The 13,679-nt window shown below is 33.5% G+C and carries 9 protein-coding genes; 7 read left to right on the forward strand and 2 right to left on the reverse strand.

Going from position 1 to position 13,679, the window contains the following annotated elements:
• Positions 1-240 precede the first annotated feature (240 nt).
• Both SJY34_RS04005 and SJY34_RS04010 read left to right on the forward strand, forming a co-directional pair.
• Positions 241-2,793 (forward strand): ATP-dependent Clp protease ATP-binding subunit, encoded by a 2,553-nt coding sequence (locus SJY34_RS04005; protein ID WP_400079130.1) that lies wholly within the window; start codon positions 241-243, stop codon positions 2,791-2,793.
• Between the two features lie 84 nt (positions 2,794-2,877).
• Positions 2,878-3,243 carry a hypothetical protein gene (locus tag SJY34_RS04010; RefSeq protein WP_400079132.1) on the forward strand — a complete coding sequence of 122 codons (366 nt, stop codon included), beginning with the start codon at positions 2,878-2,880 and terminating at the stop codon, positions 3,241-3,243.
• 24 nt (positions 3,244-3,267) lie between these two features.
• Here the strand turns inward: SJY34_RS04010 and hutH are convergent, their stop codons facing one another.
• Positions 3,268-4,797 carry a histidine ammonia-lyase gene (gene hutH / locus SJY34_RS04015; protein ID WP_400079134.1) on the reverse strand — a complete coding sequence of 510 codons (1,530 nt, stop codon included), beginning with the start codon at positions 4,795-4,797 and terminating at the stop codon, positions 3,268-3,270.
• A 127-nt stretch (positions 4,798-4,924) separates the two neighbouring features.
• On the opposite strand from hutH, the gene SJY34_RS04020 reads away from it, so the two are divergent.
• Entirely contained in the window at positions 4,925-5,965 is a 1,041-nt protein-coding gene (locus tag SJY34_RS04020) for a TlpA family protein disulfide reductase (RefSeq protein ID WP_400079136.1), read from the forward strand.
• Positions 5,966-6,013: 48 nt separating this feature from the next.
• Here SJY34_RS04020 and SJY34_RS04025 read toward each other — a convergent pair whose 3' ends face one another.
• Positions 6,014-7,570 (reverse strand): NAD(P)H-hydrate dehydratase, encoded by a 1,557-nt coding sequence (locus SJY34_RS04025; protein ID WP_400079138.1) that lies wholly within the window; start codon positions 7,568-7,570, stop codon positions 6,014-6,016.
• 393 nt (positions 7,571-7,963) lie between these two features.
• Here SJY34_RS04025 and thrA point away from each other — a divergent pair, with 393 nt between their 5' ends.
• The 4 genes from thrA (at position 7,964) to SJY34_RS04045 (ending at position 13,612) form a co-directional block, all read left to right on the forward strand.
• Entirely contained in the window at positions 7,964-10,435 is a 2,472-nt protein-coding gene (thrA, locus tag SJY34_RS04030) for a bifunctional aspartate kinase/homoserine dehydrogenase I (protein ID WP_400079140.1), read from the forward strand.
• A 2-nt stretch (positions 10,436-10,437) separates the two neighbouring features.
• Positions 10,438-11,361 carry a homoserine kinase gene (locus SJY34_RS04035; protein ID WP_400079142.1) on the forward strand — a complete coding sequence of 308 codons (924 nt, stop codon included), beginning with the start codon at positions 10,438-10,440 and terminating at the stop codon, positions 11,359-11,361.
• Positions 11,361-12,650 (forward strand): threonine synthase, encoded by a 1,290-nt coding sequence (gene thrC / locus SJY34_RS04040; protein WP_400079143.1) that lies wholly within the window; start codon positions 11,361-11,363, stop codon positions 12,648-12,650. Before SJY34_RS04035 ends, thrC begins: the two co-directional genes overlap by 1 nt.
• Before the next feature lie 77 nt (positions 12,651-12,727).
• Positions 12,728-13,612: a cupin domain-containing protein gene (locus SJY34_RS04045; protein WP_400079145.1), complete on the forward strand. Its 885-nt coding sequence runs from the start codon at positions 12,728-12,730 to the stop codon at positions 13,610-13,612.
• The last annotated feature ends 67 nt before the right edge of the window (positions 13,613-13,679 follow it).

The raw sequence follows: 13,679 nt of genomic DNA on the forward strand, positions 1-13,679 counted from the left end.
TGTAGGTTTTCATAACGCGCTAATATAACTATTTTATGAGTGTTTAAAGAGAATTGCAAAGCTATATTTAGGAGTTTTTATTAACAATATTTGATATCTTTTTAGTTAATAAGTATCTTAATATTTGCTTTGATATAAAATGCTTTTTTAGTCTCTTCGTTGATAACATATAATTAAGGTATAATTTTTGCTTTATACTCAATATGTTTTTATTATTTTTAATGCAGAAAGGAATTTAATATGGATGATAATTTTTCCCCTAGAGTTAAAGATGTTATTGCTTTTAGCAAAGAAGAAGCTTTGCGACTAGGTCATGACTTTATTGGTACCGAGCATTTAATGTTAGGACTTTTAAGAGACGGAAATGGCAAAGCAATTGATATACTTAGTGCATTAGACGTAGATTTAAATCACCTTAGAAGAAAGGTTGAAATTCTAAGTCCAGCTAATCCTAATATAACAACAACATCTAACGAAAAAAAGAACTTACACCTTACGAGGCAAGCTGAGCGTGCTTTAAAAACAACATTTTTAGAAGCAAAGCTATTTCAAAGCACCTCGATAAATACAGCACATTTATTATTGTGCATTTTAAGAAATGAAAACGATCCAACGACTAAACTTTTAAATAAGTTAAAAGTGGATTATGATAACGTAAAAGAAGAATTCAAATCTATGATTACTAGCGAAGATGATTACCTAGACACACCAAAAGCAGAATCATTCTCTGAAGATGATGATCTGAATGAAGAGGAGGAAGCAAAGCAAAATCCATTTGGTGGACAATCGAGTAAAACAAACAAAAAATCTAAGACTCCTGTCTTAGATAATTTTGGTAGAGATTTAACCGTTCTAGCTGAAGAGGGTAAATTAGATCCTGTTGTAGGACGAGAAAAAGAAATACAACGTGTATCTCAAATTTTAAGTCGAAGAAAGAAAAACAATCCTTTATTAATAGGGGAACCTGGTGTTGGTAAATCTGCCATTGCAGAAGGACTCGCCTTAAGAATTGTTAAGCGTAAAGTATCGCGTACACTATTTAACAAACGCGTCGTGACTTTAGATTTAGCGAGTTTAGTGGCCGGAACCAAATATAGAGGGCAGTTTGAAGAACGTATGAAAGCTGTAATGAATGAGCTAGAAAAGAATGACGATATTATTCTTTTTATAGATGAAATTCATACCATCGTTGGTGCTGGTGGCGCAACAGGAAGCTTAGATGCTTCTAACATGTTTAAACCTGCTCTAGCAAGAGGCGAAATACAATGTATAGGTGCAACCACTTTAGATGAGTATAGGCAATATATTGAAAAAGATGGTGCTTTAGAGCGTCGTTTTCAAAAGGTTATAGTTGAACCAACTACAGTTGAAGAGACTATTGAAATTCTTAATAATATTAAAGGTAAATACGAAGAACATCACAATGTGGATTATACTGACGATGCGATTGAGGCATGTGTAAAATTGACTAATCGTTATATGACTGAGCGATTTTTACCCGACAAAGCTATTGATGCTTTAGATGAAGCTGGTTCTCGTGTTCATATTACTAATATTGATGTCCCAGATCAGATTCTTGAGTTAGAAAAGAAACTTGAAGAGGTTAAAGAAACCAAGAATAGTGTTGTTAAAAAACAAAAGTATGAAGAAGCTGCCAAGCTCCGTGATGATGAAAAACGATTAGAAAAAGACTTAGCTTCTGCCCAAGAAAAATGGGAGGAAGAAACAAAACAACATCGCGAAGTTGTCACTGAAGATAATGTCGCTGATGTGGTGTCTATGATGACAGGTATACCAGTAAACAAAATAGCACAAACAGAAATTAATAAGCTGTCTCAATTACCAGATTTAATAAAAGGTAAAGTTATTGGTCAGGATCAGGCCGTTGCGAAAGTAGTTAAAGCTATTCAGAGAAACAGAGCTGGACTTAAAGATCCTAATAAACCAATTGGGTCATTTATATTTTTAGGGCAGACTGGTGTTGGTAAAACGCAATTAGCAAAAGTATTAGCTAGAGAGCTATTTGATAGTGACGATGCCTTGGTACGTATTGACATGAGTGAATACATGGAAAAATTTGCCATCTCTCGTTTAATTGGTGCACCTCCAGGATACGTAGGTTATGAAGAAGGTGGTCAGCTTACGGAAAAAATAAGACGTAAGCCTTATGCTGTTGTCCTATTAGATGAAATAGAAAAAGCGCATCCAGATGTATTTAATATGCTTTTACAAGTATTAGATGACGGTTACTTAACTGATAGTCTTGGCCGTAAAATTGATTTTAGAAATACAATCATTATAATGACGTCTAACATTGGAGCTAGAAAACTAAAAGATTTTGGAACTGGTGTTGGTTTTGGTACTTCTGCTAAAGCAGCTCAAGAATCGGATCATGCAAAAGGTGTGATTGAAAATGCACTTAAAAAAGCATTTGCGCCAGAGTTTTTAAACAGAATCGATGATGTTATTGTGTTTAATGCTTTAGAAATGGAAGATATCAACAAAATAATTGATATTGAATTAGTTAAACTTATTGACCGAATCAAAGATTTAGGTTATGAACTTAAACTAACAGCAAAAGCAAAAGCCTATATTGCCGAAAAAGGGTTTGATAAACAATATGGAGCTAGACCGCTCAATAGAGCTATTCAAAAGTATGTCGAAGATGCTTTGGCCGAAGAAATTATTAATTCAAAAATCCATGAAGGTGATACCATAACTATGGATTTAGATGAAAAAAATGATACTTTAAAAATTAAGATAAAAACATCTGGTAAAACAACAGAATCTTAAGTCAGTTCATCTATTATAATTTAAACTCCTTCATTATGAAGGAGTTTTTTTTTACCTTAATCCTATAATTATTCCGTTTTTGTGATGAAAGAAATCCTAACATTCGATTTTTGCAAAATGACAATCTATGACAATTATGTTGTAGTAGTTATGAATGAAGGTGTAAATATAACACCAGATCATAACAGTGTTCTTGTAGAAATCACTGAAAATCATTTTTTAGATAAACCTTTCGTGTATATTACTCACAGAATAAATTCGTACTCCGTAGATCCGAAAATCTATTTTGAAACGGCGAAAATTGAAAACTTAAAAGGTTTTGCTGTAGTTTCCAAAAACTACAAGGCTAAGGTAAATGCTGAAATAGAAAAAAGGTTCTTCAATAAACCTTTTGAGACATTTACTAAAATGAAAGATGCGTTCTCTTGGGCAGATAATTTGGTTAAATAATATTAAATAACACCATAATTTTATTTACTTCAAGCCGTAATGATTAAGAAATAACTCTTCAACTTCGATATCCACATCTTTTAAAAACTGAATAGAAGATTCAATATCATCATGTAATACTTCATCAACTTTTATAAAGGGAACTACTTTTCTGTAATGCTCCAAAAAAGATTCAAGCAAAGGCGACGTTTTTAGTGGACGTCTAAATTCTAGTGCCTGAGACGCATTCATAAGTTCAATAGCAATAACACGCTCAACATTTCTTATTAAAGTATAAGCTTGGGTAGCTGCGTTAGCTCCCATACTTACATGGTCTTCTTGTCCATTACTTGAAACAATGCTGTCTACACTAGCTGGTGTTGCCATTTGCTTATTGGCACTTACAATACTTGCTGCCGTGTATTGCGGAATCATAAAACCAGAATTAAGACCAGGATTATCCACTAAAAATGCAGGTAAACCTCGTAAACCAGACACAAGTTGAAATACGCGACGTTCTGAAATATTACCGATTTCTGCCATTGCAATTTTTAGATAGTCTAAAGCCAAAGCTAAAGGTTGACCATGAAAGTTTCCACCAGAAATTATTAAATCTTCTTCAGGAAAAATATTTGGGTTATCTGTTACAGAATTAATTTCAGTTAAAATTACCTTTTCTACAAAATCTAAAGTATCCTTTGTAGCTCCATGTACTTGTGGAATACAACGAAAGGAATACGGATCTTGTACATGCTCCTTTGCTCTTGATATTAATTCACTTCCGTCTAAAAGTTCATTAAATCTTCTTGCTACTTTTCTTTGCCCTGGGTGAGGTCTTACTGCATGCACTAAATCATGAAAAGGGTCTAATCGTCCATCAAAAGCATCTAAGGAAATACAAGCAATAATATCAGCTAAGTAAGAGGTTTTATGAGATAATAATAAGAGATAAACTCCATAAGCACTCATAAACTGCGTGCCGTTCAATAGTGCTAAGCCCTCTTTTGCTTGAAGTTTAATGGGCTTCCAATTAAATTCTTTTAAAATATCATTTGCTGAATACTCCTTACCATCATGGATTACATTTCCTTTTCCTAGCAACGGCAATGCCAAATGAGCTAAAGGAGCTAAATCGCCTGAAGCTCCTAAAGAGCCTTGTGTATAAACAAACGGAAAAATATCATTGTTGAAAAAATCTATTAATCTATTTATGGTTTCTAGTTGAACTCCACTATGACCATAACTCAGCGATTGAATCTTTAAAAGTAACATAACTTTAACTACCGATTCCGGAACACGATCTCCTGTGCCGCATGCATGAGACATTACTAAGTTTTCTTGTAGCTGTGTTAAATCTTTATCAGATATTTTTACATTATATAAAGAGCCAAATCCAGTATTGATACCATACATTGGCTTTTTATCATTTGCTAACTTAGCATCTAAATAAGCTTTACAAGACACTACTTTATCAATAGACTCATCAGAAAGTTTTAGTTTCTTGTTATTATCGAAAATATTGTAAATGGTTACAATGTCTAGTGCTTCTGACGAAATGATATGATAATTATCCATTATTAAAGATTTCTAATAAGTCAAATTTGAGAATAATTTTGGATACTACAAGGTTTTGTTAATAATTCATTCTATCCTAAGTTTTACTATATAATGTTTACTTTTGAGCATTGAAAAAAAACAAATAATGAAAAAATTAATAGCACTTTGTCTAGCGATATCCTTTTTTGGATGTAAAAAAGAAGAACCTAAAGATTACGCAACGCTTTCTGGGAAAATTGAAAACCCACATGCTTCAAAAACCTTAAAGGTATTTCAAGGAAGAAATTACGAAAAAATCATTACCATCGCTGATGATGGTACTTTCAAAGACACTTTAAAAGTTGAAGCTGGAGATTATAACATTCAACACGGAGACCAATATGGAGTTATGTACTTGGAAAATGATAATGAATCAACCTTTAATACAGATTACGAAAATTTTGCTAAGTCCATGGTTTTTGGAGGAGATGCAGAAGACACCAACAACTTCTCTATTCAATCGTTTTTAATCTCTAATGATTATTTTACTGAAGAGCTTATTGCAAACGGAAATCAAGAAGATTTAAATACAGCAGTGAACAACTACAAATCAGCTTATGATGGTTTAAAGAAAAAATACAAAGATGTAGATTCCACGCACGTAGCTTTAATGGATCAAAATGTTGAGGGCAGAATACAACAGCTAACTAAATTTCTGACTCCAAAATTTACTATAAGGAATGCATTACCCAAAGGCTCAGTGTCGCCAAGCTTTGTGGATTATGAAAATTATGCTGGCGGAAATACTTCCCTTTCAGATTTAAAAGGAAAATATGTGTACATAGATATTTGGGCAACTTGGTGTGGTCCTTGCATAAGAGAGATTCCATCACTTAAAAAATTAGAACAACAATTTGAAGATAAGAACATTGAATTTGTAAGTATTTCAGTTGATAATGGTCGTGGTTACAAAGGTGATGCTAAAGCTGCTTATCAAGGTTGGAAAAAAATGATTGCCGATAAAGATCTTAGAGGTACACAATTATTTGCGGATAATGGTTTTGCTTCTCAATTTATACAAGGCTACAGAATTAATGCAATTCCGAGGTTTATCCTTATAGACCCATCAGGAAATATTGTTAGCGCCGACGCTCCTAGACCATCAAATCCTCAACTTGTTTCATTATTCAATCAATTAGAATTATAATTTACATCTCAACATATAATGAAAAGCCTTCAAAATTGAAGGCTTTTTTTATTCTTGCTGCTCTTGTTCCTCTTCCGCTTGAGGTGGTTGCTCAGGCTTTTTGAATAAATCAATGTAAGCCTCGCCAATGGTTTCAATGATATGACTTGCTATTAAACTTTGGTATCCATAATCTTCTAATGCAATATCTGCTGATCTGCCATGAAGGTAAACTCCAAAAATAGTTGCACTTAGTGATTCATAACCTTGAGCAATTAAACCAGAAATCATTCCAGTTAAAACATCACCACTACCTGCTGTTGCCATACCCGGATTTCCTGTAGTGTTAATGTATAACTTGTCTTGGTAAACGGTAATAGAATTTGCTCCCTTAATTAGTACAATAACATTATACTTTTCAGAAAAAGCTTTTACTTTTTTTAGCTTTTCAAAATCGTCAGGCCACTTCCCTACTAAGCGTTCTAATTCTTTTGGGTGTGGTGTTAAAATGGATTGTTCTGGTAATAATTTTAATAATGCTTTCTTTTTAGATAGTAAATTTATTCCATCAGCATCTACAACTAAAGGTGTTTTATTTTTCTTTAAAAAGGCTTCATATGCTTTTGCTGTTTCGGCAGAAGTGCCTACTCCTACTCCAACACCTATTACGTTTGGTTCAATATCAAAACTGATATTGGATATATTTGTTTCGTTTTCATCAGAAATCACCATAACCTCGGGTAACGACCCTTGCATACTATGATAACCACATTTTGGAATATAAGCGGTAACCAAACCAGCTCCTGAACTCAAAGCTGCTCTACTTGCTAAATTTACTGCTCCTATTTTTCCATAACTTCCGCCAAGAATCATCACATGTCCAAAATCTCCTTTATGAGCAAATTTTTGTCTTGGTTTATAAAGTGGTAAAACTTCGTACTTAGAAATCAATTCAACTTCAGTTTCAGTTTGCATTAAATAATCTCTGTCTATGCCAATATCTAAAACTTCCCATTGCACTGTATATTTAGCTGTCTCAGGTAAGAAGAACACCAGTTTAGGTGATTGAAAACTCAGAGTATAGTTAGCATGTACTACCGCATTCTCATCCTCTATAGCTTTATCTGTATAAACACCAGAAGGAATATCTATTGACAAGGTAAAGGCTTTAGATACTCTAAATCTCTGAAACAATTCTTTTACCCAATCATTAGGAGGACGATTTAACCCAATACCAAACACAGCATCTACAATAATATCGTCTTGATGAAACTCTGGAAAGTCTGCCTGACAGGTTAACATCTTAGGCCAATCTTTAGTCACATTTTTAATACGATCGTAATTGATCAAAAAATCCTTAGAACGCTTATCACTGCAATTAACAATATACGTCACTACATTATAACCGTGAGTAATTAAATGCCTTGCCAATACTAATCCATCTCCACCATTATTACCAATACCACAGAAAACATGGATTGGCACTTGTGCTCCTTGCATGCGTTGATGAATCCAATTAAAAATTTGAGTTCCTGCACGTTCCATTAAATCTGTTGAAGATATATTTTGACGCTCTGTGGTTAACTTGTCGCCTTCATAAATTTGTTCTTTAGAAAATAGTTTCATTTATAATATCTATTGATTTTTAATAGTCACATGCAGTTCGCAACCAAGAATAAGTTAAAAACGGTGAAACATAAAATATGCTTGTGTCATGTGAATAATTTAATACCTGATGTAAATCGCTGGTTATATTTCATTTTTTACAACTAGACCAGTGCTTTATTACCAATTCCCTAAAAAGGAGAGATTAGTTTTTTTATTGTTGTAAAAATAATACTTTTGACATGTAATGACGAATAAAATAAACATATCAGAAAATACAATCTCACATACAATCGGTATGACTATTTCTATGTTTTTTATTTCAACTATTATTACCCTTTGGGGTAATTTCTAATATGCTTTCCGTCCCTTTTTGTCTATTTAGACATTTTATTCTCTTAAATAATATAAAATATGAAAGTTCTCAAATTTGGTGGAACATCAGTAGGTTCAGCCGAAAATATAAATAAAGTAATCTCAATTTTAGAGCAACAATCAAAACGTTCTAAAATTGCTGTTGTAGTTTCTGCCGTTGGTGGCATCACCGATAAGTTATTAGAAGCAGCAAATTTAGCTTGCAATAAAAATCTAGAGTATAAAGATACCTACAATGGCATTTGGTCTAGACACAATAAAGTTATAGAAGGTCTTTTTACAGATTCTGAAAAAGATAAAAGTCTTCAAAAAGATCATGAAATTCTGCATGACTTAATTTCTGAAAAATTAAAAGAACTTAGAAGCCTTTTAGATGGTATTTATCTCATAAATGAATTATCGCCAAAAACTAAAGACAAATTATTAAGTTTTGGAGAAGCATTATCATCTAATATCATTTATCACACACTTAAATCTAGAAAATTAAACGCGACTTTAAAAAACTCACAAGAATTAATTGCTACTGATTCAACCTTCAATAACGCATTGGTAAATTTTGAAATTACAAATACTAATATTGAGTCTTTTTTTGAGTCAGATTCCCATTCCATCGTCTTGTTACCCGGTTTTGTATCAAAATCGTTGAGTGGAGAAATTACGACATTAGGTCGAGGAGGTTCTGACTATACGGCTGCCATAATTGCTGCTGCGCTAAATGCGAAGGAATTGCAGATCTGGACAGACGTTAGTGGCATGTTCACTACCAACCCTAAACTAGTAAAACAAGCTGCGCCAATCGTAGAATTGTCTTATCAGGAAGCAGTAGAATTGTCACATTTTGGAGCCAAGGTATTGTATCCACCAACGGTTATGCCAGTACTTAAAAAGAAAATTCCGATTGTGATAAAAAATACAATGGATCCAGAAGCTGTAGGAACCACAATAACTGAAGATATAAAATCAAACGGGTCGCCCGTTAAAGGGCTTAGTAATATAGATAATATCGCACTTTTAACCTTGCAAGGTAATGGTATGGTTGGTGTTCCTGGTTTTAGCAAGCGCTTATTCGAAACATTGGCACAACAAAAAATCAACATCATTTTAATTACACAATCCTCATCAGAACATTCCATTTGTTTCGGAATTTCGCATAGTGATGCACAACGTGCTAAAGAAGTTATCGATAACGTTTTTGAGTATGAAATTAAACTTCAAAAAATAGACCCAATAGTGGTAGAATCGGATTTATCAATTATAGCTGTTATTGGTGATAAAATGAAAAGTCATCAAGGTATCAGTGGAAAAATGTTTAGTACACTTGGCAAAAATAATGTGAATATTAGAGCTATTGCTCAAGGAGCATCTGAGCGAAATATTTCTGCTGTAATTCATAAAAATGATGTCAAAAAAGCATTAAACAGTTTGCACGAACAGTTTTTTGAAATCAAGACCAAACAAATCAACTTGTTTATTACAGGTGTTGGTAACGTTGGAGAGCGTCTTATTGAACAAATCAAACAGCAAAAAGCTTATGTAAAAGAAAACTTTAAGATTAATCTAAGAGTTGCTGGCTTGTCAAATTCTAGAACAATGGTTGTGAATGATGAAGGTATTGATCTAAAAAACTGGAAGCAACAATTAGAAGTTGGTGAAAAAGCGAGTTTAAAAGGGTTCTTTGAACATGCAAAACATTTAAATTTAAGAAACTCTGTCTTCGTAGATATTACAGCAAATGATGCTGTAGCTAATATTTATGGAGATTATCTTAAGCAAAGCATTTCTGTTGTTGCTTGCAATAAAATTGCGTGTTCTGGTAATATTGACTATTACAATGAATTGAAAACCTTGTCGAGAAAATACAACGCATCATTTTTATTTGAAACTAACGTTGGTGCAGGATTGCCAGTAATAGACACGCTGAGTCACTTGATTACTTCTGGTGATAAAGTAAATACGATACAAGCCGTTTTATCCGGAAGTCTTAACTTTATATTCAATAATTTTAATTCAGAAACCTCCTTTTATGACGTGGTAAAACAAGCTCAAGAAGAAGGTTATACAGAACCAGATCCACGTATTGATTTAAGTGGTATTGATGTCGCACGTAAAGTTTTAATTTTGGCGAGAGAAAGTGGTCATTCTATTGAATTATCTGATCTCGAAACTGATAATTTCTTAACTGAAGATGCTATGAACGCTGATACAGTTGATGATTTTTTCGACACACTTAAAAATGATGAAGCTTACTATCAAAGTTTATACAAGTCAGCCGAAGAAAAAAACTGTCAGTTAAAGTTTGTAGCAGAATTTGATAACGGAAAAGCCAAAGTTGGACTTAAGGAAATTCCTGAAGGTCATCCATTTTATAATCTTAAAGGAAAGGATAATATTGTTATGTTCTACACACAACGCTATCCTGAGCAACCCATGATAATTAAAGGCGCTGGTGCCGGTGCGGACGTAACCGCTTCTGGTTTATTTGCAGATATTATAAGAATAGCCAATAACTAGGAATGAAAAAAGAAATCAAAATATTTTCGCCTGCAACCGTAGCCAATGTAGCTTGCGGATTCGATGTCCTAGGTTTTTGTTTAGATACTATTGGTGATGACATGGTCATTAGAAAAACAGAAGAAAAAGGTATTAAAATTACAAAAATTGAAGGTTATGATTTACCGTATGAAGTAGAAAAGAATGTCGCAGGAGTCTCGGCTTTAGCTATGTACAAAGATTTGAAACCAGATTGCGGTTTTGAAATTGAAATTTACAAGAATATTAAGCCTGGTAGTGGTATTGGCAGTAGTTCTGCGAGTGCTGCAGGCAGTGTTTATGGTATGAATGAATTGTTAGGCAAACCTTTAGACAATACTAAACTTACTTATTACGCCATGAAAGGCGAAGCTTTAGCAAGTCAATGTGAGCACGCAGATAATTTGGCACCAGCAATTTTCGGTGGTTTCACATTGGTTAAAAGTGCGTGTCCTTTACAAGTTTTGGAGCTTCCTGCTCCAACAGATATATTTGCAACTTTAATTCATCCGCAGATAGAAATTAAGACGTCTGAGTCTCGAGCAATTTTACCAAAGGATATTCCACTTCAAAATGCGATAACGCAATGGGCAAATGTTGGTAGTTTTGTACATGCACTGCATACGTCAGATTACAGTCTAATTAAAGATGCTTTAAACGATGTCGTAATTGAACCGCATAGAAAACAACTTATTCCACATTTTGATGATTTAAAAAACGCTATAATGGAAGCTGGAGCTCTAGGTACTGGAATTTCTGGCTCTGGCCCTTCAATATTTGCATTAAGTAAAGGAGAAAACACTGCAAAAAAGGTTGAGCAAACCATGCGTAATGTGTATTCAAAAACCAATATACAGTTTGAAACTTACGTTTCTAAGATTAATACCCAAGGTATAAAAACATTATAATGAACTATTACTCTCTCAATAGAAAAACACCAAACACAACTTTTGAAGATGCTGTAGTGCGAGGACTTGCGCCTGATAAAGGTTTGTATTTTCCTGAATCGATAACACCTTTAAATGCTTCATTTTTTGAAACTATTGAAAGCAAATCTAACGCTGATATTGCCTTTGAAGCTATTAAGCAATTTATTGTTCCAGAAATTCCTGAAGATGTGTTGAAGACTATTGTTGAAGAAACACTAAACTTTGAATTTCCTGTTGTAAATATCAATGAAAATATTTCTACGTTAGAGTTGTTTCACGGACCAACTATGGCTTTTAAAGATGTTGGAGCGCGCTTTATGGCGCGATGTTTAGGCTATTTTAACACATCTAATACTAATGAAGTAACAGTACTAGTTGCAACGTCTGGTGATACTGGTGGCGCTGTAGCAAATGGCTTCTTAGGTGTAAAAGGGGTCAATGTTGTGATCTTATATCCTAGCGGAAAAGTAAGTGATATACAAGAGAAGCAACTCACGACTTTGGGACAAAACATAACTGCGTTAGAAGTTGATGGAGTTTTTGATGATTGTCAAGACATGGTAAAACGAGCCTTTATGGATGAAGAACTGACCAGCCAAATGCAGTTGACTTCTGCAAACTCTATAAATATAGCGCGTTGGTTACCACAACTCTTTTATTACCTATTCGCATACAAACAATTAAAGTCTAAGCATAAGGACATTGCTTTTTCTATTCCGAGTGGAAACTTTGGAAATATCTGTGCAGGTATGGTAGCACAAAAATTAGGCTTACCTGTTAAGCATTTCATTGCAGCCAATAATGCCAATGATACTGTGGTGAATTATATGACAACACAGTCTTACAACCCAAAACCCTCTGTGCAAACGATTAGCAATGCCATGGATGTTGGCAATCCAAGTAATTTTATTCGTATACAAGAATTACACAACAATAATTTTGAGGACTTAAAGGCCAATTTATCTTCTTATAGCTATTCTGATGAAGAAACTAAAGCTGCTCTTTTAGAATTATATAAAGAAAATAATTACATGGCAGATCCGCATGGAGCTGTTGGTTATTTAGGTGCGAAAGCATATTTAGAAAATAATGATGCTCATGTGGTATTTTTAGAAACTGCTCATCCTACTAAATTCTTAGATGTGGTTGAAGAGGTTATAGAAAAAACGGTTCCACTTCCTCCTCAAATTGAAGCGGTTATGGATAAAGAAAAATACTCAATTAATATTTGTTCATATGAGGGATTGAAGGCGTTTTTGTTGAAGTAATTTTTTTGTAAATTTAAAGTATCTAATATTACTATATCTATTATCAAGAAAATTACTTGAATTAATAATCACTCATTATGAAAACAAAAATCACTTACCTAGCTTTTACCCTTCTATTAATGACTGCCTTTTTAGTAGGATGCGCAGAAACAGAGAAGAAAAAAGAGACGGAAATAGAGAAAACTCAAGAGCAAGAAAAATTAGAAATTCCTATTGAATATCTAGCTATGGGTTTGAAATCTAATACCCAAGAACATGCTAAAACAGTACTCAAAAATGAAATTCCAGGCATTGAAGTGGAGCATATCACTTTAACTGGAGATGCAATAAATCATTTAACAGAAGACGGTCATAAAGATATTTACCTTTTCGTCAGTGGAAAAGGCACTGTAACTGCAAACGCAGAAAATTATGATATTGTTCCTGAGACGATTTTATTGCCAAATGCTATTAAAACTATTTCTATAAAGGCAACAGAAAATGATACGCTAAGTTTTCTTAAAATATCTACGAAACTTACTGAACAAGATCTGCTAGACTTAAAAGAATTTCCTGCAGAAAATACACAGAATGTCTATTATAGGAAATTTACAGATTGTGAGGCGTATACAGAACCTATAAAAAGTCCAAATACGGTTAGTCGTACTATTTTACCTAATAAATATTTACCACGTATAGCTATGGGAACGGTTCAAACTAAAGGTCCTGATAAAGTTGGTGCTCATGAGCATGGAATGCTAGAGCAATTATTTTTAGGACTTACTGATAACCAAGTCATTGTTTATGCGGATGATGCTCAAATTAATTTCCCAGAACATTCAATTCTTCATATACCATTAGGTTCTAGCCATTCAGTAGAAGCTTTAGATGGTGATGAAATGTATTATGTATGGATGGACTTTTTTAGAGATAAAGCTGGCGAGGAATGGCTAAAAACACATAATGCTGTAGAAGAAGAATAAAAATATTCTCTAAAAAATAGCCTCCTATCATTTAAGAAAACACATTTAAATTAACAAAAGGTTACCT

The organism is Winogradskyella sp. R77965 (genome assembly GCF_044594915.1).
Taxonomy (GTDB): Bacteria; Bacteroidota; Bacteroidia; order Flavobacteriales; family Flavobacteriaceae; genus Winogradskyella.

Bases quoted from the DNA above. Each gene is read 5' to 3' on its own strand.
- SJY34_RS04005 (WP_400079130.1), top strand. From the start codon at position 241: ATGGATGATAATTTTTCCCCTAGAGTTAAAGATGTTATTGCTTTTAGC.
- SJY34_RS04010 (WP_400079132.1), top strand. From the start codon at position 2,878: ATGAAAGAAATCCTAACATTCGATTTTTGCAAAATGACAATCTATGAC.
- hutH (WP_400079134.1), bottom strand. From the start codon at position 4,797: ATGGATAATTATCATATCATTTCGTCAGAAGCACTAGACATTGTAACC.
- SJY34_RS04020 (WP_400079136.1), top strand. From the start codon at position 4,925: ATGAAAAAATTAATAGCACTTTGTCTAGCGATATCCTTTTTTGGATGT.
- SJY34_RS04025 (WP_400079138.1), bottom strand. From the start codon at position 7,570: ATGAAACTATTTTCTAAAGAACAAATTTATGAAGGCGACAAGTTAACC.
- thrA (WP_400079140.1), top strand. From the start codon at position 7,964: ATGAAAGTTCTCAAATTTGGTGGAACATCAGTAGGTTCAGCCGAAAAT.
- SJY34_RS04035 (WP_400079142.1), top strand. From the start codon at position 10,438: ATGAAAAAAGAAATCAAAATATTTTCGCCTGCAACCGTAGCCAATGTA.
- thrC (WP_400079143.1), top strand. From the start codon at position 11,361: ATGAACTATTACTCTCTCAATAGAAAAACACCAAACACAACTTTTGAA.
- SJY34_RS04045 (WP_400079145.1), top strand. From the start codon at position 12,728: ATGAAAACAAAAATCACTTACCTAGCTTTTACCCTTCTATTAATGACT.